Genomic DNA, 19,246 nt, shown 5'->3' on the forward strand with positions numbered 1-19,246 from the left:
AGATTAGACACCGACATTCTCAAGCCGCAAGCCCACGCCGCACGCCGCACGCCGCAAGCCCACGCCTCAAGCCTCAAGCCCCAAAGCCACTCCGCGCCAGGCATCAAGATCAGCAAGCGCGCGCTCGGCGATCATCAGCTTCTTCTTCATCTTGTCGCGCGGCGGGTCGTCCAAAGGCGGCATGATGCCGTGCGTGATGTTGGTCGGCTGATAGTTCTTGGGATCGGCGTGCGAGACGTAATGGGCCAGCGAGCCGATGGCGGTGGTTCGTGGTGGCGCCTGCGGCGCCTCGCCGCGCGCCAGGGCGGCGGCATTGCGGCCCGCCACCAGGCCGGAGGCCGCTGATTCCACATAGCCTTCGACGCCCGAGACCTGCCCGGCAAAGAACAGGTCGGGCCGCTGCCGGGTCTGCCACGTCGGCAGCAGGACCTTGGGGCCGCAGATGTAGGTGTTGCGGTGGACCATGCCGAAACGCACGAACTCGGCGTTCTCGAGGCCCGGAATCATCTTGAGCAGGCGCGACTGGTCGCCCCACTTGATCTGGGTCTGGAAGCCCACGAGGCTGTAGTGGTCGCCGGCCAGCGTGTCCTGGCGCAATTGCACGACGGCGTAGGGCAGGCGGCCGGTGCGCGGATCCTTGAGGCCAACCGGTTTCATCGGGCCGAAGCGCAGCGTGCCCTCGCCACGGTGCGCCATGACCTCGATCGGCAGGCAGCCCTCGAAGAATTTGGTGTTGTCGAAATCGTGAACCGTCGCCGATTCGGCCGTGATCAACGCTGCATAAAACGCGTCGTACTCGGCCCTGGTCATCGGACAGTTCAGGTAGTCACCTTCCTCGGTCGCCTCAAGGGCCTCGCCGGGATTGGCGCTCCACACGTTACGGCCCCAACGCGATGCGCGGAACACTTTCGACATGTCGATCGACTCAGCGAGCACGATCGGGCTGATCGCGTCGTAAAACGACAGGTGCTCCTCGCCCACCATAGCCTGGATGTCCCTGGACAGGGCATCCGAGGTCAAGGGCCCGGTCGCGATAATCACCGGCGACCACTCGGCGCCCGGCACCCGGTCCACTTCCCCACGCTCGACGCGAATGCGCGAATGGGCCTGCACCCGGGCGGTGACCGCTTTCGAAAAAGCGTGGCGATCGACAGCCAGGGCCGCGCCGGCCGGCACCCGCGTCGCGTCGGCCGCCGCCATGACGAGCGATCCAAGCCGGCGCATCTCCTCCTTGATCAGGCCGACCGCGTTATCGAGCTTGTCGGCGCGAAACGAGTTGCTGCAGACCAGTTCGGCCAGGCCGTCGGTCTGGTGGACCGCCGTCGGCCGCACCGGCCGCATCTCGTGAATCGTGACGTCGGCGCCGGACTCCGCAGCCTGCCACGCCGCCTCGCAACCCGCGAGTCCGCCGCCAATTACATGAATCATGTCAGTTGAAAGTTGAAAGTTGGCAGTTGGTAGTTACAGTTGGAAGTTTCAGTGCCAGTTTCAGTTGTCAGTGTAACGCCTTCAACCCCTCTCCTGAACTGAAACTGCCACTGAAACTGAAACTCTTCAACTTCAACTACCAACTATCAACTCGTCAACTTCAAACTCTCTTGTTCTTCCACTTTCCCCTGCGAAAGATCAGCCCGCTGGCGATCGCCAGCGTCGAGAACGCCACGGTCATCGCAATGTAGACGCCGTTCGGGCCCATGCCGAACTGGATGGCCAGCAGCCACGCCAGCGGAATCTGCAAGCACCAGAAGGAGCCCAGGTTGATCCAGGTCGGCGTCCACGTGTCGCCAGCGCCGTTGAACGACTGCGTCAGCACGAGGCCGTAGGCGAAGAACACGAAGCCACCGCTGACGATGCGAAGGCAGGCGATGGCATTCGGCGCCACGGCGGCATCGGCCGTGAAGATCGCCACGATCTCGGGCGCGAACGCCACGAACAGCGCGCCCACCACACCCAGCACCAAGGCGTTGTACTTGGCCGCCGTCCACACCGCCTCGTTAGCACGCTCGGGCTTACCGGCGCCAAGCGCCTGCCCCACCATGGTCGCCGCCGCGTTGCCGAGCCCCCACGCCGGCATCATCGCAAAAATGATGACCCGGATGCCGATGGTGTAGCCGGCCAGCGCATCGCTGCCGAAGGTCGCAATCACCCGGACCAGGCCGATGTAGCTGGACGTGTCGATCAGGATCTGCAGGAAGCCCACGCCGCTCAGGCGGCACACGTTCCACATCACGGCTGGCACTAGCTCCAGGTGGCGGCGCGTGATGTGAATGCGGCTCTTCCCCGACCAGAGCGTCCAGAACTGGATTAGCACGGCAATGCCGCGGCCGGTGTTGGTGGCCACCGCCGCGCCGGTGACGCCCAGTTCCGGGAACGGCCCGAGCCCGAAAATCAGGACCGGATCCATCACGATGTTGATGCCATTGCCGATCCAGAGCACCCGCATGGCGATGGCCGGATCGCCCGCGCCACGGAAAATCGCGTTGTTCAGGAACAACAGGGTCACGGTGGCGTTGCCGGCGAACATCACCTGGGCGTAGCCGAGCGACGACTCGATCATCGAGGGCGTGGCGCCCATCACCCGCAGCAGCCGCTCGGCATTGAGGTAGCCGAATATGCCAACCGCGATCGAGATCAGCAGGCCGAGCGCGATCGCTTGCGCGGCCGCCTGCGCGGCGCCGTCGTCGTCCCTCTCGCCCATGCGGCGGGCCACCACCGCGGTGGCGCCAATGCCCAGGCCCATCGCTACGGTGTAGACAATCGTGAGCATTGATTCGGTGACGCCGACCGTCGCCACCGCCTCGGCGCCGACCCGCGCCACGAAGAACACATCGACCACCGCGAACAGCGACTCCATGGCCATTTCGAGGACCATGGGCACCGACAGCAGGACGAGGGCGGAGCCGACCGGGCCCACCGTGTAGTCGCGGTCAGAACCGCGAATCGCTTCAAGAAAGAGGGGCCACCAACGTTTCATGGACTGGTGAAGGCAACCTTTTCTTGTCCCGCCGAAGCGCTCGACGCGAAGGCGGAAGGGTTGCCTGACTACCGCGCGGTCGCGAAGAACTCTCGCGTGAGCTTGCGCAGCAGCGCAATCGAACCGAGCACGGCGACCAGGTTGGGAATGGCCATCAGCCCATTAAGCGTATCCGCCACATCCCACACCAGGTGGAGCGACCCGACGGCGCCGAGGTAAATGAACACCAGCCACGCCATCTTGTAAGGCATGGCGGCGCGGGCGCCGAAGAGATAGACGATGCCGGTTTCGCCGTAGTAACTCCAGCCAACCACCGTGGAAAACGCAAACAGCACCAGACTGGTCGTCACCACGATGTTGCCCCACGTGCCGGGCAGGCCGACCGAGAACGCTTCACCCGCCAGGGCGGCGCCCGTGGCGCCTCCTGACCATACGCCGGTCACCAGGATCGCCAGGCCCGTCGTCGTGCACACCAGGATCGTATCGATAAAGACCTCGAAGATGCCGTAGAGGCCTTGTCGCACGGGGTGATCGGTTTTCGCCGCGGCGTGCACAATCGGTGCGCTGCCCAGGCCCGCCTCGTTCGAGAACAGGCCGCGCGCAATGCCGTAGCGCATGGCCAGCATGATCGTGGCGCCGGCGAAGCCGCCGGTCGCGGCCGCGCCCGAGAACGCGCTCGTGAACACCAGCGACAGCGCCGCCGGAATCTCGCCGGCGAAGCGCGCCAGAATGAACAGGCCGCCACCGAGGTAGACGAGCGCCATGAACGGCACGAGGTACTCGGTTAAGTGGCCGATGCGCTTGATACCGCCGAGGATCACCGCGCCCGTGAGCAGGGCCAGCATCACGCCGGTGATCGACGGACTCAACCCGAACGAGGCCTGCAGGCTGGCCGCGACCGAGTTCGACTGCACCATGTTGCCGATACCGAAGGCGGCCAGCGCCACGAAACCCGCGAAGATCGTGCCGAGCCACGGCAGGCCGAGCCCTTTCCTCAACACGTACATCGCTCCGCCGCGCATCTGCCCGGCGCTGTCCTTCTCGCGGTAGTGGAGCGCGATGACGATCTCGGCGAACTTGGTGCACATGCCGAGAATGCCGGACACCCACAGCCAGAACAACGCCCCGGGTCCGCCGATCGAGATCGCGGTGGCGACACCAGCGATGTTGCCGACGCCAACCGTCGACGCCAACGCGGTAGCCACGGCCTGGAAGGGCGACACCTCGCCGGGGCCAGCCGCCTTCTGCGTCAGCTTGCCCAGCACCTCGCGCAGCGCGACGCCGAGATAGCGGAACTGGACGCCGCCGGTGAGGATCGTCAACAGCAGGCCCGTGCCCACCAGCAGCACGATCATCGGCCAGCCCCAGACGTACCCGTTTAACCAGCCGTTCGCAGCGGTAATTGTTTCGACCATGTTGGCAATATCTTATGCGTGGTGACGACTAGACAGCGAACTTCGACGGGTTTCAGGGGGAGCGGCCTCGCAGCCGGGCTTGGTGCAGATGTAGTTACGAAAGAGGTGGCGAGCCAGTGCGTATTGCCGTTAGGATTGCATCCACTCTCATTTCAATGGATCAATCTATTTCAGCAATTTCGCCCGCCCCGCAGGGCTTCGTGGCCATCAGCCGCTTTACCATCGCAAATGGGATGACCGCTCAGGTCAAAGCAGCTTTTCGTGCCCGCCCGCACCTCGTTGACAGCGCCTCCGGGTTTTGCCGCATGGAAGTGATCAGCCCAGTTGATCATCCCGAGGAGATCTGGCTGATTACTTTTTGGACTGATGAGCAAAGCTTCCGCACCTGGCACCGCAGCCATATGTACCGGGACTCGCACAAGGGGATCCCCAAGGGCCTCAAGCTGGTCCCCGGCGAAACCGAGATCAGGCATTTCGAGCACGTGGCCTCCTGAAAGAGAACGCAATGACCGGCACTTCCAACACCGCTGATCTCCTCACGCGCCGGCGGCTCGAGCTCTCGCAGATCCTCGTGGATCGCGAGTTTGCCCGTCACCCGGAACTTGAGCAGCGTTACGGCGCGACGGCGCGGGAGAAGTCGCTCCAGGATGTCGGCTTCCATCTGGCGCACCTGGCTCAGGCTCTCGCGGTCGGCAATCCTCCGCTGTTCACAGATTATGTCGCCTGGGCGCGGATCGTGCTCGCCCAGCGTCGGGTGCGGTCCGAGGACTTGGCATTCCACCTCAGCTGCCTGGCTGACGTTCTGCGGGAGCAGCTGCCCGGTGAGGCAGGCGAGAGTGCCGCTGCTTACGTGGAGCGGGCGGTGCAGGCGATGCCCGGAATGCCGGATGACCTGCCAACCTTCCTGCATGAGGGAGCGCCCCTCTCGCCGCTGGCCCACCAGTATCTGGAGGCGTTGCGCCGGGGAGAACGTCAGGTCGCCAGCCGGATCGTGCTGTCTGCGGTGGAGAACGGCACGACAGTCCAAGATATCTATCTGCAGGTATTTCAGCCAGTGCAGTATGAGATCGGTCGCCTCTGGCAGACCAACCGCATCTCGGTCGCGCAAGAGCACTATTGCACCGCGGCGACCCAACTCATCATGTCGCAGCTCTATCCGCTCATCTTCGCGGCTGAAAAGCACGGGCGGACGCTCGTGGCGACGGGCGTCGCGGGCGACCTCCACGAGCTCGGGATCCGCATGGTGGCTGATTTTTTCGAGATGGGGGGCTGGCACACCTATTATCTCGGGACCAACACCCCGCATGCCGCGGTCATCGCGGCCGTGCAGGACCGCAACGGCGACGTGCTCGCGATCTCTGCCACCATGCCGTATCACGTCGAGAACGTCCGTGAGCTGATCGCAGCGGTCCGCCGCCAGCCTGACCTGAGTCATGTGAAAATCCTGGTCGGCGGAGGCCCGTTCAACCGCGATCCGGAACTGTGGTCGAAGCTCGGAGCTGATGGCACGGCCGTCGACGCCCAGTTCGCCCTGCGGCTTGCGGATGAGTCGACGGGAGAAGAACAACAATGAATGACGCGATCAAGGAGCGCGGTCTGGTCCTTGTGTGTAACGCGGCCGGTTTCGTGGACCGCATTTTGCGCGACGACCTCGGGCTGGGCGCGCGGATTCCGCCCGGCACATCTTTCACCCACTTGGTGGACCATGAGGCAAGGGAAAAGGCCCAGGCATTTGTAGCAGAGATGCAACTGAAGCACGCGGCGCACGACTGGGAAATCACCGTGCCCCTTGATGCCCACCTCATGCCGCTCCATTTCAGCGGAGCCCGCGTGGATGATGGCTTCCTTGTCGTCGTCGCGAGCACCCGGGATGACCTCCACCGGATCAACGAGGAGTTGATGCGGATCAACAACGAGCAGGCGAATGCCCTGCGGATGGTGGCCAAGGATCTCGCCCTCCACGCCCGGGGCAATCGCGCGCTTGACGACGCGGCCTACGAACAGCTCACGCGCGTCAACAACGAGCTGGCCAATCTCCAGCGGGAGCTGGCGCAAAAGAACGCGGAGCTGCAGAAGCTGAACGAAACCAAGAACCGTTTCCTGGGTATGGCCGCCCACGATCTGCGCAGTCCGCTTGGCGTCATCATGGCCTACGCGCAATTCCTCGAGGCGGAGGCCACGCCCGTTCTCAGCGAGGAGCAGCGCGAGTTTGTCGCCACCATCCACCGGACCAGCGAGTTCATGCTCAACCTGGTGACTGACCTGCTGGATGTCAGCACGATCGAATCGGGCCGCCTCGAGCTGCAACGGGCGATGATCGATGTCGCCGCGCTGGTGGAGCGCAATGTGACCCTGAACCGGACCCTCGCGGCCCGGAAACGTATTGCGGTGGATTTCGTGCCGTCGCCCGTCGGTCCGGTGCAGGCGGAGCTCGACGCGAACAAAATCCAGCAGGTGCTAAACAACCTCCTGACCAACGCCGTGAATTACTCGCATGCAGACACCCGCGTGATCGTCACGCTTGAAGCCTCGCCCGAGTCCGTCACGGTCAGCGTCCGCGATCAGGGGCAGGGCATCCCGGCAGAGGAATTGCCGAAGCTCTTCCGGCCCTTCGGCCGCACCCGCGTCAGGGGGACCGCCGGGGAGCAGAGCACCGGCCTGGGACTCGCGATCGCTCGGCGCATCGTCGAGGGGCATGGCGGCGAGATCGCCGTGGAGAGCCAGGTCGGTCGTGGTTCTGAATTCCGGGTAATCCTGCCACGATTTACCTCGGCGTTAAGTCGGTGATTCGCGACGCGCTAGCATCGTGCCAGTGCCGGGGTGGAGTCGATTTTTAGCCGGGGCATCCGCTTTTTTTCTTCGAATGTGCCGATGCATTTTCTTAGAATGTGCCGATGCAATCAGCAAATGCCAAGCGCATCCTGCTGGTCGACGACGACTTGCCGAGATGCGGCCTCATCACACGGGTGCTTGCCGGGTCCGGTTACGTTGTGCACGCCGCACACACGGGAGAACGAGCGCTGGATCTGGTAAGCCGCGAGCCCACGCCAGACCTTGTCTTGATGGACGTCGTGCTGCCCGGGATCTCCGGGATCGAAGCCTGCCGGCAGATTGGCGAGCGAGCGCGGAAGAGATCGACTCCTGTTCTCCTGATGTCGGGGTGCGCCATCGGCTCGATCGAGCAGGCGGAGGGCCTTGAGGCTGGCGCCGTCGGTTATGTCGCCTGGCCCATCTCGGCGCGCGAGCTCAAGGCGCGCGTTTCCGCGGCCCTCGGTACGAACCAGCGTCCGCAGAGTGAGCACACGCCCGACTTGTCCCCTCGCCAACTGGAAGTCGTGGCGTGGATTGCCGAAGGGCTCGCGACCAAGGAAATCGCAGTGAAGCTTGGAATTACCGTGCGCACGGCTGAGACTCACCGCGCAGCAATCCTGCGGCGACTGGGGCTTCGCTCCTCCTCCCTTCTTGTGCGATATGCGATTGAGCGCGGCATCACGCCGAACACCCTCGGTCTGCAGTAGCGCGGGGAGTGCTCAATGTGCTGGGGATGAACGATCCGAACAAAACAGGCGCATGGCAGTTCGGCCCCTCATCGCGAGGCATACCAAATATTGGGTATGCCCCGAACCTCGACACACCTCGTCCATTCACGCATACTTCGCAAGGCCCCTGATGCAAGGCAGCGGCCCGCCCTCTTGGGTCGCGCGGCATTCCGCTTTCGCGCGGTGGGCAGACGAAGTCACTTCCGTGAGTCTGATGAAGGACAAACACGAGTTCCATTTCCGACTCTACGTCTGCGGGCACACCGGCCGGAGCCAGCGGGCGATCGCAGTGCTGCAGAAGCTGTGCGAAGAGAAGCTGGCCGGACGCAGTGAGTTGGAAGTGATCGATGTGCTGGCCGAACCCGGCCGTGCCGACGAGGACAGGGTGCTTGCGACCCCCACGTTGATCAAGCTGGCCCCCGCCCCTATCCGGCGCGTGGTCGGTGATTTATCGGACCCGTCTCGCCTGGGCGAGGCCCTCGACCTCCCTGACTAGCCGCTAACCTGCCTACATTCACCTCCCATGAATAGCATCAGTTTCGAGAAACTCCCGTCATATATCGACGGCTTCGACCATATCGCCGGCGGGGGCTTGCCGTTTGGGCGGACAACGCTCGTCGCCGGGTCGGCTGGCAGCTGCAAGTCCGTCTTCGCGGCCCAATTCCTGGCCGCGGGCATCCTGCACGCGGGCGAAGCCGGGGTCTTCGTCACGTTCGAAGAATCAGTGAACGATCTCCGGCGGAACATGACCGGCTTCGGCTGGGACATCGCGGCCTGGGAGCGCGCCGGCAAGTGGGCCTTTGTCGACGCCGCCCCGGAGTTCGATGCGCCGACGAGCGTGATCGGGGAGTTCGATTTCAACGCCTTGATCGCCCGCATCGAGCACGCAGTAAAGCAGACCGGAGCGCGCCGGCTCTCCATGGACACGCTGGGCGCGGTGTTTTCCCATTTTGCCGACAGCCCCACGGTCCGGCGTGAGCTCTTGCGGGTCGCGGAAGCCGTCAAACGCATGGGCGTGACCGCGGTGATGACGGCCGAGCGCACCGTGGAATATGGTGAACTATCCCAGTTCGGAGTCGAAGAGTTCGTGGCGGACAACGTCGTCGTCCTCCGCAATACCCTCGCGGCGCAGAAGCGGCGGCGCACCTTGGAAATCCTGAAATTCCGCGGCTCGTTCCACCACAAGGGGGAATACCCGTTTACCGTGGTGCCGGACCATGGCATCGTGATCATTCCACTGTCCGCGATCGAACTCAACCAGCAATCGTCAAGCGAGCGCATGACCTCCGGGAGCGCGGATCTCGACACCATGTGCGGGGGAGGATTCTTCCGCGATTCCATTGTGCTCATCTCCGGGGCGACCGGCACCGGCAAGACGTTGATGGCCACCGAGTTCATCGCCGGCGGGGCCCGCCACCAAGAGCGGTCTCTGCTCTTCGCGTTCGAGGAGAGCCGCCAGCAACTATTCCGCAACGCCAGCGGCTGGGGCGTCGACCTCCCCCGCATGGAGAGCGAGGGGTTACTGCGCATTTGCTGCGAGTATCCGGAGGCCGCCGGCATGGAGGATCATTTGATCCGGATGAAAAAGATCATTGAGGAATACCGCCCGAGGCGCGTGGCGGTGGACAGCCTTTCCGCCCTCGAGCGGGTGTCCTCGGTCCAGAGCTTCCGCGAATTCGTCATCTGGCTGACCTCCTACATCAAGCAACAGCAGATCGCCGGCCTCTTTACCGCCACTACCCCGAATCTGTTCGGCGGCACTTCGGTGACCGATGAGCACATCTCGACCATCACCGACTCGATCATCCTGCTCCGCTATGTGGAAATGCACGGCGAAATGCGGCGCGGGGTCATGATCCTGAAGATGCGCGGTTCCAGTCACGACAAGGACATCCGCGAGTTCCTCATCGACGCCACCGGCATGCGGATCGGCCGGCCCTTCCGGGAAATCTCCGGCATCCTTTCCGGGCGGCCGCGTCAGGCGGTCGGCATGGAGCTCGAACGCATCCACGGTTTCTATCCCCAAGAGTAGCCGGATGGCGCTCAGCCCACTGATCCTGGTTGTCGATGACACCGATGCGACTCGCCGGGCTACCGTGCTGGTGCTGGAGAAGGCCGGCTTTCGCGTGGCGGATGCGGTCGACGGCACATCCGCGCTGAGATGCATCCCCGAACTTAGCCCCGACCTCGTCTTGCTTGATGCCATGATGCCGGACATCGGCGGCATCGAGGTGCTGCGGCGGCTGCGGGCCGACCCGCGAATGGCCCACTTGCCCGTCGTGATCCTCAGCTCGCAATTGACGCAGGCTGCAGACCAGGCCGAGGGACTCGACGCCGGCGCGGACGGCTACATCGCCCGCCCGATCAGCAACGTGGAGCTCGTCGCCCGCGTCCGGGCCATGCTCCGGAGTCAAGAACTCAGTCGCCAGTTGCGCGAAAGCGAGGCGCGCTTCCGCGAGCTGATCACGCAGCAGACCGATGGCTTGCTCGTGGTTGACGCCGCCGGTCGCATCCAGTTCGCCAACCCGGCGGCCGCACGAATTTTCGGACGCCGGATAGAGGACCTGGTGGGGCTTCCCTTCGGTTTTCCGATCAGTTCCGGCACCCCCGTGGAAATTGACGGGCTTGAGGCTGGCAGCTCTGGCCGCATCCTGGAGTTTTTCGCCTCCGCGACCCAGTGGGACCTTCAGCCGGCCCACCTGATCTCGCTGCGTGACATCACCGAGCGCAAGCGCTCGGTGAACCTGCTGGCTCTCCGGGCTCGCCAGCAGGAAGTGATTGCGCGGCTGGGGATCGAGGCCTCCCGGACCATCTCCCTCGACGACATTTTCCGCCTGGCAACGTCCAGGGCCGCCGAGGCGCTGGACATGGAGCTGAGTAAGGTGCTCCAGCTCTCGCCTGACCGGAGCCGGCTGCGGCTCGTGGCCGGCGTCGGCTGGGATCCGGGCGTAATCGGCACCGCGACCGTCAGCAGCGAACGGGAATCCCAAGCCGGGTTCGCCCTGATGCAGGGCATCCCCGTGGTGTCGGATGACTTGGCCAACGAAACCCGCTTCCGCGCGTCGCCCCTGCTGGTAGAGCACCAGGTTCGCTCGGGCATGAGCACGATCATCTACCTGCGGGGCACACCGTGGGGCGTGCTCGGCGTTCATTCCCGCCGCCCGCGCCAGTTCTCCGAGCAGGACAGCCACTTCCTCCAGTCCGTCGCCACCCTGCTTTCCGTGGTGATCGAGCGTCTGGCCGCCGCGCGCGAGCAATCTGCCAGCACCCAGCGCATGCGGGAAGCCCAGCGCATCGCCCACCTCGGCAGCTGGGAACTGGACATCCCGACCAAGAAGCTGAGCTGGTCCGAGGAGGTGTTCCGGATGTTCGGCGTCGAACCGTCAGCGTTCGCCGCCACCTACGAAGGATTCTTCGCGTTCGTGCATCCGGACGACCGCGACGCGATGCAAACCGCCCAGCAGGCCGCGCTGTCGGGCGGGGGGGCGCTGGAAATCGAGCACCGAATCATCCGGCCCGACGGCAGCATTCGTCACGTCCTGGAGCGCGGTGAACTGATCCACGACGACAGCGGACAGCCCGTGGCCCTCTCTGGAACGGTCCTGGACACCACCGACCTGAGAGCGGCGCAGAACCGTGCAGAGCGGATGAATACCTTGCTCACCGAGGCCCAGCAGATCGCGAACATGGGCAGTTGGGAGATGGACCTCACCAGTGGGAAGCTGGTCTGGTCGGAGGAAACGTGCCGCCTGTTTGGCATCCGGCCGGAGGAATTTGGCGGCACCTTCGAGACCTTCACCGGGCTCATTCTTCCCGAGGACCTGACCGCCTTCGGCGCGGTTCATGCCGAGATCACACCCGAAGCACCGTTACTGGAGGCTGAATATCGGATCCGGCGCCCCGATGGCGAGGTGCGGTGGATGTTTGAGCGCGGCAGGGTCGCGTTTGACGCCGCCGGAAAGGCCGTCCGCCGGCAGGGCGTGGTCATGGACGTCACCGAGCGCAAGCGCGCCGAGGCGGACCTGCGCGAAAGCGAGCAGTTGCTGCGGATCGCCGGTCATATTGCGCACATGGGCGCATGGAGCGTGGACTTCCCGGATGTCCGCATCACGTGGTCGGATGAAGTCTGTGCGATCCACGACATGCCCGCCGGCACGGTACCGGCCTTGGACCAGGCCCTGGCCTTCTACACCCCGGAATCGCGCCCGGTCATCGAGTCGGCCTTTTCCCTCTGCGCCAGCGAAGGGACGCCATTCGACGTGGAGATTGAGCTGCTGAGCGCGAAAAAGCAGGGCAAGTGGGTGCGGTCGATCGGACAAGCCGAGCGGGATCAGACCGGTGCGATTCGGCGGGTGCACGGCGCGTTTCAGGACATCAGCGAGCAGAAGAAAGCGCAGGCGGAGGCGCTGCGCGCGGCGGAGACGCTCGCCGGGATTGTCGAGGTTCAGCAGGAAATCGCCAACGTGGACCTGACGTCCTCCGATGTGCTGCGGAGGATTGCCGAGCACGCCATGGTTTTAACAGGGGCGGCGGGCGGCGCGGTGGAGATGGTGGACGGATCGGACATGGTATATGCCGCGACTGCCGGCATGGTTGTGGACGATGTCGGTCCGCCAAAGCTTGAAGGCGGCTTATCCGGCGTGGCGGTCGCCACCGGCAGGGTCCTGTGTTGCGACGATACGGAGACCGACTCCCGCGTGGACCTGGCGTTCTGTCGCGCACTGGGCGTACGTGCCATGATCGTCGCCCCGGTGCATGTGTCCGGGGAGATCGTGGGCGTTCTCAAGGTCCTCTCCGACAAACCCGGCGCTTTCGGTAAGCGCGATATTCACAACCTTCAGATTCTGGCGGAGACGCTCGGTGTCGTCATTCAGCGCCATCGCGCGGCCGATGCCCTCCGCGGAAGTATGGAGGAATTCCGGCGTCTGGCAGAGGCCATGCCTCAAATCGTCTGGGTCACACGCGCGGACGGCTGGACCACCTACTTCAACCAGCACTGGATGGACTATACCGGGCTGACGCTGGAGGAAAGCCTCGGCCATGGCTGGAATAAACCCTTTCATCCCGACGATCAGCAGCGGGCTTGGGAAGCCTGGCAGCGGGCCACGTCGACCGTTGGCGCTTATTCGCTCGAATGCCGCTTGCGCCGCGCGGATGGACAGTATCGCTGGTGGCTGATCCGCGGAAAACCCCAACAGGACGCGGCCGGCACGGTGCAGAAGTGGTTCGGCACCTGCACGGACATCCATGACCTGAAAATCGCCGAAGAGGAGATCACCAGAAGCAATCGTGCGCTCACGATGTTGAGTCGCTGCAACGAGGCGCTAATCCGCTCGGAGAGCGAGAGCGGCCTGCTGGCGGCCGTCTGCCAGATCGCTGTGGACATCGGCGGTTTCCGGCTGGCCTGGGTCGGCTACGCGCTTGACGATGCGGAGAAGACCATCGCGTGCCAGAGCCACGCCGGTTTGGGGGGTGGCTATCTCGCCAATGTCCGGATCACCTGGGGCGAAAACGATCCGGCGGGGCAAGGTCCAGCTGGCAGAGTAATCCGTCACGGCGAGCCGGTGGTGATTCCTGATTTCGAATCCGATGAAGGGTTCCGCCCCTGGCTGCAGGCGGCGCGGGCGCACGGATTCCGGGGCACGATCGCCCTGCCGCTGGCCAACGGGAGCCGCACGTTTGGCGTGTTCGTGCTGTATCAGGCCGAAGTCCGCCAGCCGTTGCCGGATGAACTACGCCTGCTGCAGGAACTGGCGGATGACATGGCTTTCGGCATCGTCAACCTCCGGGCGCGCGCCGACCGGCAACGGATGCACACGGCGGTGGAACAGGTCGCCGCCTCGGTCTCGGCCGCCGCGAGCACCGATTTTTTCGAACAACTGACCCGCAACATGGTGGCGGCTCTGGGGGCGAAAGCCGGGTTTGTGGCGAAGGTGCTCCCCGACGAGCCGGTCTCCTCACGCACCATCGCTGTCGTGGTGGACGATCAGGTCACGGCCAATTTCGATTACGTCATCCAGGGCACGCCCTGCGAGAATTTTTACACATCGGACACCTGCGTTATTCACGAGCAGGTGGCCCGACAGTTTCCTCTGTCCCCGACGCTGGCGGCGTTGGGGGCCGAGGGCTTCGTGGGGCGGCGGCTGGACAATGCAGCGGGAACATTCATCGGCCAGATGGTTGTGATCTTCCGCGAGCCGCTCAAGGACCCTGATTTTGTGGTCTCCACGCTCCAGATTTTCTCGGCCCGCGCGGCGGCGGAATTGGAGCGGCAGGAGACCGACACGAGACTGCGCGAGCAGGCGGCACTGCTGGACGCAGCACAGGACGCCATTCTGGTGCGAGACCTGGACCACCGCCTCACCTACTGGAACAGGAGCGCCGAGCGGCTCTACGGGTGGACCGCGCAGGAAGTGCTCGGTCGGTCAATGGCGGAATTGCTCTCCTCCGACCCGGGCACATACGACCAGGCCATGGAGGCGTTGCTCGCCGATGGCGAATGGACTGGTGAGTGCCGGCACAAATGCAAGGATGGCCGCATCCTCGACATCGAAGGGCGGTGGACGCTCGTGCGGGATGCCGCCGGCCAGCCCAAGACCGTTCTTGCCATCCACACGGACGTCACCGATCGCCGGCAGCACGAACGCCTGGCCCAACGCTCGCAGCGTCTGGAGTCCATCGGCACGCTGGCGGGAGGGATTGCCCATGACCTGAACAATGCGCTCGCTCCCATCACGATGAGCGGTGAATTGCTAAGGGATGCGTATCCCGGTGAATCAGAACTGCTGGACATGATCGACAACGGGAGCAAGCGTGCGGCGGACATGGTGCGGCAATTGTTGGCGTTCGCCAAGGGCGCGGCGGGTGAACGCGTCTCCGTCCAGACCAGCCGTTTGGTCATGGAGTTGGAGAAGCTGATGATGGGCAGCTTCCCCAAGAACATCCGGCTGGTGATCAAATGCGACGCCCACCTTCCGACCGTGCTTGGCGACGCCACACAGTTGCACCAGGTGCTGCTGAATCTGTGCGTCAACGCCCGTGACGCCATGCCCAGCGGCGGTACGCTCGCTGTGTCAGCGGAGAGCCAGGAAGTGGACGCCGTCTACGCCAGTTCCGTGCCCGGCGCCAGGCCCGGCCAGTACCTGGTGCTGCGGGTGCGCGACACCGGCACGGGCATTCCGCCGGAACTTCTCGACCGTGTTTTCGACCCGTTCTTCACGACCAAAGGCCCGGACAAAGGCACGGGCCTGGGCCTGTCCACCGTGATGGGCATCGTGAAGGGACACGACGGATTTCTGCAGGTCTATTCGCAACCTGGACAGGGCTCGACTTTCGCCGTGTATCTGCCCGCCGAAGCTGGTGGCGTTGATGCGGAGCTTGTGACCGAACCGGCAGAGAGGTTCCGTGGGCAAGGGGAAACCATCCTGTTCGTGGATGACGAACCCGCCCTCCGGCAGACGGCGCACGCGGTCCTGCAGCGGATGAACTTCACGCCGCTGACCGCCACCGACGGTGCCGATGGCCTGATTCACGCGGCGAAGCATCGCGCTGAGATTCACGCCATCATCACGGACCTGCACATGCCCCACATGGACGGCCTGGCCTTTGTCCGCGCGCTCCGGCGCATGCTGCCGGACATCCCGGTCCTGGTGGCCAGCGGTCGGATGGAAGACGACGTGACTGCGGAGTTCAAGACCCTGGGCGTGACGGCCCGGCTGGACAAGCCATTCACCGAAAGGCAACTGGCGGAGGCCTTGAAGGGTCTGCTCCGACCGAGGTGAGGGGAGCCTGGCAACAACCCAACCCGGCACTCGCGTTGGCTTGTCAGTTTTCTCGTCGTGCCGATGCAATTGACGTCGCAGATTCTGCGGACCTCAAGAGCCACATTCGCGAGATCACGCCGAAACTTCGACGGCACGCCGTTCGCTTCACGTCTCGGCATGTCCAGGGACGATGGTAGGATTTCCGGATGGAAGGGAGGGACGCGATGGCGGACGCGGTTCGTTCCACGGCCAGGCTCACGTACGACGATCTGGTTGCCATGTTCCCGGACGATGATGGGGTGCAGCGGGAGCTCATCGACGGGGAGCTGTTCGTGACGCCCTCGCCCTTCGTCCGGCACCAGCGGCTGGTCGTCCGGCTGACGACGGCCCTTGCCAACCATCTGGCGGCACACGCTGGCCAGGGCGAAGTGTTTAGCTCGCCCCTCGACGTCGTGATGACTCCCTACGACGTCGTCGCACCAGATGTGCTCGTGGTCCTCGGCGACCAACTCGATGTCCTTACCGATAAGCACATCCGCGGCGCTCCTGGCATCGTGGTCGAGATCCTGTCCAAAGGCACACGCAAGCGAGACCTCACGCTCAAGCGGCAACTCTTCGATCGCGAGGGTGTGCGCGAGTATTGGATTGTTGATCCCGAAGGCGACAACGTTGCGGTCTACCGGCGCGCCGCAGACGGATCGTTTCCGCTGGCGGTCACGCTCGAATCCGGCAAGGGCGACTCACTGACGACGGCGCTGCTTCCGGGTTGGGAACTGGCGCTCGAGCCCCTGTTTCGGCCGTAGACGGCGACGGCTAAAGCCGTCGCCCTCCGATCGTCTACGCGGACTTCTTCGCCTTCTTAGCAGCCTTCTGCTTCGCCGGCGCCTTCGCCGCCTTGCGGCCGCGGGCCGGCTTCTTTGACTTCGACATGCCGGCGCGAGCCGCCAGCAGCTCCACCGCCGCCGACATTGTCACTGCCTCGACCTGCGTGCCCTTCGGCACCGAGGCGTTGGTGGTGCCGTCGGTCACGTACGGACCGTAGCGGCCGTCGAGAATACGGACGTTCTCGCCGCTGTCGGGATGCTTGCCGAGGGCCTTTAGTTCCTTCGGTTCGGCGCGCTGGCGCCGGCCCGACTTCTTCGGCTGTGCGAGCAGCTCCTCCGCGCGCGCCAGCGTGATGGCATACACGTCGTCCGACTCTTCGAGCGAGCGGAACTCCGTACCGTGTTTGACGTACGGCCCAAAGCGGCCGACGTTCGCGAAAATGCCCTCGCCGTCCTGGCCGGTGCCGAGTTCGCGCGGCAACGACAGCAGCTTTTGGGCAACCTCGAGGGTGATAGTGTCTTCCGTGTGATCCCGGCCAAGCGACGCGCGACGCGGCTTGATGTCGCGGTCTTCCGGGGTCTCGCCCAACTGCACGTAGGCGCCGAAGCGGCCGTGCATGATGTAGACATGCTGCCCGCTCGGCTCGTCAACGCCGAGCGACTTGGGCCCCTGCGCCTTGGCCTTGAGCAGCGCGATGGCCTTGTCGAGCGTGAGATCGGCCGGCGCGAGATCTTCCGGCAGCGACGCGCGCGGACCGCCATCGGCCTGCGATCCCATCTGCAGGAACGGACCGTAGCGGCCAATGCGCACGCGAATGGGTAAGTTGCTTTCGGGATCGATGCCGAGCTCGATGATCGGGTATTCGATCGCCTGCCCCTTGTCCTCGACGAGATGCTCGAGACCGGGATGCTTGCCGTCGCCGCGATAGAACTCGGCCAGGAACACCAGCCAGTCCTTCTCGCCGTTCGAGATCTTGTCGAGGATCTCTTCCATCTCGGCGGTGAACGCGAGGTCCACGTAATCGCCGAAGTGATTGCGCAGCAAGCGGGTCACGGCGAACGCGGTGAAACTCGGCACCAGGGCCTTGCCCTGCCGTGAAATGTAGCCGCGGCGCTGAATCGTGGCGACCGTCGGCGCATAGGTCGACGGCCGGCCAATGCCCTCTTCTTCGAGCTTCTTCACGAGCGACGCTTCGGTGTAGCGGGCGGGCGGCGAGGTCTGGTGGCCCTTGGCATCGAGGCCGAGGAGGATCAGCTCCTGGTCCATCTTGTCTGGGGACCAGACCTGGTCGCCGACCGACAACTTGGGCAACACGGAGTCCTGTTCGAGCAATTCAGCCGACGGGTCGTCCGAGCCTTCGACATAGGCGCGCAGATAGCCGGCAAACTCAATGGCCTTGCCGCTGGCATTGAAGGTCGCGGCGACGCCGTTGCTGGTCTCGCCGGCGATCTCGATCGAGGTGCGCAGCAGCCTGGCGTCGGCCATCTGCGACGCCACGGCGCGCTTCCAGATCAGGTCATAAACGCGCATCTCGTCGCTTTCGAGAATGCGCTCGAGCGACGCCGGCGTGCGGCGGAAGTCGGTGGGACGAATCGCCTCGTGGGCTTCCTGCGCGTTGCGGACCTTGGTCTGGTACTGCCGCGGCCCCTTGTGGAAGTCGGCGCCGTACAACTCGACCACGGCATGCTGGGCTTCGACCAGCGCCTTGCTGCTGAGCGTCGTCGAGTCGGTTCGGTGGTACGAGATCAAACCCTCGAGGTCACCGCCGCCAAGGTCCATGCCCTGGAACAGCCGCTGGGCGATCTGCATGGTGCGCTCGGACGAGAAACCAAGCTTGCGGTTGGCTTCCTGCTGCAGCGTCGAAGTGGTGAACGGCGGCGAGGGCCGCTGCGTGAAGGGCTTCTCTTCGACGCTTGTCACAGACCACGGCAGCTTGCGCATCAGCGTTTCGCGCAGCTCGGTGGCGGTCGTCTCGTCGAGCAGCCGGACGGTGTTTGACTCGAGCACGCCCTTGCTATCGAAGTCCTTGCCGGTGGCGACGCGCTGGCCGCCGATCTTGGCCAGGGTCGCGCCGAACTCGATCGCACCGCCGCGCAGCTTCGCCTCGAGGTCCCAGTAGCTCGCGGTCCGGAACGCCAGGCGTTCTTCTTCGCGCTCGACGATGACGCGCACGGCGACGCTCTGCACGCGCCCCGCGCTGAGGCCCGTCTGCACCTTCTTCCACAGCACCGGCGACAACGTGTAGCCGTAGAGGCGATCGAGAATGCGACGGCTCTCTTGCGCGCGGACGAGGTTCTCGTCGATGTCGTGCTGTTCGGCCAGCGCCGCCTTGACGGCTTCCTCGGTGATCTCGTGAAAGACGATGCGGCGAACCTTGACCTTGGGCTTGAGCAGCTCTTTCAAGTGCCAGCTAATGGCTTCGCCTTCGCGATCAGGGTCGGTCGCGAGAATCAATTCCGACGCGTCCTTCATGGCGGCCTTGAGGGCCGTCACGTTCTTCTTCTTGTCGCCGGGCACCACGTAGTACGGCGTGAACTCGCCGTCGGTATCGATCCCCAGGCGGCCCCACGACTTGCCCTTGATCTCGGCGGGGACTTCAGCGGCCGACTCCGGGAGATCCCTGATGTGGCCGTAGCTGGCCTCCACCCGGTATTTCTTTCCGAGGAAACGAGACAAGGTTCGGGCTTTGGCGGGCGATTCGACAATAACTAGCGGTATTGGCATCGAAAG

12 protein-coding genes are annotated in these 19,246 nt (G+C 64.4%); 8 read left to right on the forward strand and 4 right to left on the reverse strand.

Features of this window, described 5'->3' with window-relative positions:
* Positions 1-66 precede the first annotated feature (66 nt).
* From trmFO to Q8T13_15585, 3 genes are all read right to left on the reverse strand, one after another.
* Positions 67-1,428: a methylenetetrahydrofolate--tRNA-(uracil(54)-C(5))-methyltransferase (FADH(2)-oxidizing) TrmFO gene (trmFO, locus tag Q8T13_15575; GenBank protein ID MDP3719183.1), complete on the reverse strand. Its 1,362-nt coding sequence runs from the start codon at positions 1,426-1,428 to the stop codon at positions 67-69.
* A 160-nt stretch (positions 1,429-1,588) separates the two neighbouring features.
* Entirely contained in the window at positions 1,589-2,974 is a 1,386-nt protein-coding gene (locus Q8T13_15580) for an MATE family efflux transporter (protein MDP3719184.1), read from the reverse strand.
* Positions 2,975-3,042: 68 nt separating this feature from the next.
* Complete coding sequence (locus Q8T13_15585; protein MDP3719185.1) at positions 3,043-4,389, reverse strand: sodium:alanine symporter family protein; 1,347 nt, start codon at positions 4,387-4,389, stop codon at positions 3,043-3,045.
* A 155-nt stretch (positions 4,390-4,544) separates the two neighbouring features.
* Between Q8T13_15585 and Q8T13_15590 the strand changes: the two genes are divergently transcribed.
* The 8 genes from Q8T13_15590 (at position 4,545) to Q8T13_15625 (ending at position 16,494) form a co-directional block, all read left to right on the forward strand.
* Complete coding sequence (locus Q8T13_15590) at positions 4,545-4,883, forward strand: antibiotic biosynthesis monooxygenase (GenBank protein ID MDP3719186.1); 339 nt, start codon at positions 4,545-4,547, stop codon at positions 4,881-4,883.
* 11 nt (positions 4,884-4,894) lie between these two features.
* Complete coding sequence (locus Q8T13_15595; protein MDP3719187.1) at positions 4,895-5,962, forward strand: cobalamin-dependent protein; 1,068 nt, start codon at positions 4,895-4,897, stop codon at positions 5,960-5,962.
* Positions 5,959-7,176, forward strand: a complete 1,218-nt coding sequence (locus Q8T13_15600; protein MDP3719188.1) for a HAMP domain-containing sensor histidine kinase — start codon at positions 5,959-5,961, stop codon at positions 7,174-7,176. The genes Q8T13_15595 and Q8T13_15600 overlap by 4 nt, the downstream gene beginning before the upstream one ends.
* A 107-nt stretch (positions 7,177-7,283) precedes the next feature.
* On the forward strand, positions 7,284-7,907 hold the full coding sequence (locus Q8T13_15605; protein MDP3719189.1) for a response regulator transcription factor: 624 nt from the start codon (positions 7,284-7,286) through the stop codon (positions 7,905-7,907).
* Between the two features lie 235 nt (positions 7,908-8,142).
* A complete protein-coding gene (locus Q8T13_15610) occupies positions 8,143-8,424 on the forward strand; it encodes a circadian clock KaiB family protein (GenBank protein ID MDP3719190.1) in 282 nt (93 codons plus the stop codon).
* A 27-nt stretch (positions 8,425-8,451) separates the two neighbouring features.
* On the forward strand, positions 8,452-9,960 hold the full coding sequence (gene kaiC, locus Q8T13_15615) for a circadian clock protein KaiC (protein ID MDP3719191.1): 1,509 nt from the start codon (positions 8,452-8,454) through the stop codon (positions 9,958-9,960).
* A gap of 4 nt (positions 9,961-9,964) precedes the next feature.
* Positions 9,965-15,709: a PAS domain-containing protein gene (locus tag Q8T13_15620; protein MDP3719192.1), complete on the forward strand. Its 5,745-nt coding sequence runs from the start codon at positions 9,965-9,967 to the stop codon at positions 15,707-15,709.
* A gap of 188 nt (positions 15,710-15,897) precedes the next feature.
* Positions 15,898-16,494, forward strand: a complete 597-nt coding sequence (locus tag Q8T13_15625; protein MDP3719193.1) for a Uma2 family endonuclease — start codon at positions 15,898-15,900, stop codon at positions 16,492-16,494.
* Between the two features lie 34 nt (positions 16,495-16,528).
* On the opposite strand, the gene topA is transcribed toward Q8T13_15625, so the two are convergent.
* On the reverse strand, positions 16,529-19,240 hold the full coding sequence (topA, locus tag Q8T13_15630; GenBank protein ID MDP3719194.1) for a type I DNA topoisomerase: 2,712 nt from the start codon (positions 19,238-19,240) through the stop codon (positions 16,529-16,531).
* Between the last annotated feature and the right edge of the window lie 6 nt (positions 19,241-19,246).

The organism is Acidobacteriota bacterium (assembly GCA_030697165.1).
GTDB lineage: Bacteria > Acidobacteriota > Vicinamibacteria > Vicinamibacterales > UBA2999 > 12-FULL-67-14b.

Bases quoted from the DNA above. Each gene is read 5' to 3' on its own strand.
- trmFO (MDP3719183.1), bottom strand. From the start codon at position 1,428: ATGATTCATGTAATTGGCGGCGGACTCGCGGGTTGCGAGGCGGCGTGG.
- Q8T13_15580 (MDP3719184.1), bottom strand. From the start codon at position 2,974: ATGAAACGTTGGTGGCCCCTCTTTCTTGAAGCGATTCGCGGTTCTGAC.
- Q8T13_15585 (MDP3719185.1), bottom strand. From the start codon at position 4,389: ATGGTCGAAACAATTACCGCTGCGAACGGCTGGTTAAACGGGTACGTC.
- Q8T13_15590 (MDP3719186.1), top strand. From the start codon at position 4,545: ATGGATCAATCTATTTCAGCAATTTCGCCCGCCCCGCAGGGCTTCGTG.
- Q8T13_15595 (MDP3719187.1), top strand. From the start codon at position 4,895: ATGACCGGCACTTCCAACACCGCTGATCTCCTCACGCGCCGGCGGCTC.
- Q8T13_15600 (MDP3719188.1), top strand. From the start codon at position 5,959: ATGAATGACGCGATCAAGGAGCGCGGTCTGGTCCTTGTGTGTAACGCG.
- Q8T13_15605 (MDP3719189.1), top strand. From the start codon at position 7,284: ATGCAATCAGCAAATGCCAAGCGCATCCTGCTGGTCGACGACGACTTG.
- Q8T13_15610 (MDP3719190.1), top strand. From the start codon at position 8,143: ATGAAGGACAAACACGAGTTCCATTTCCGACTCTACGTCTGCGGGCAC.
- kaiC (MDP3719191.1), top strand. From the start codon at position 8,452: ATGAATAGCATCAGTTTCGAGAAACTCCCGTCATATATCGACGGCTTC.
- Q8T13_15620 (MDP3719192.1), top strand. From the start codon at position 9,965: ATGGCGCTCAGCCCACTGATCCTGGTTGTCGATGACACCGATGCGACT.
- Q8T13_15625 (MDP3719193.1), top strand. From the start codon at position 15,898: ATGGAAGGGAGGGACGCGATGGCGGACGCGGTTCGTTCCACGGCCAGG.
- topA (MDP3719194.1), bottom strand. From the start codon at position 19,240: ATGCCAATACCGCTAGTTATTGTCGAATCGCCCGCCAAAGCCCGAACC.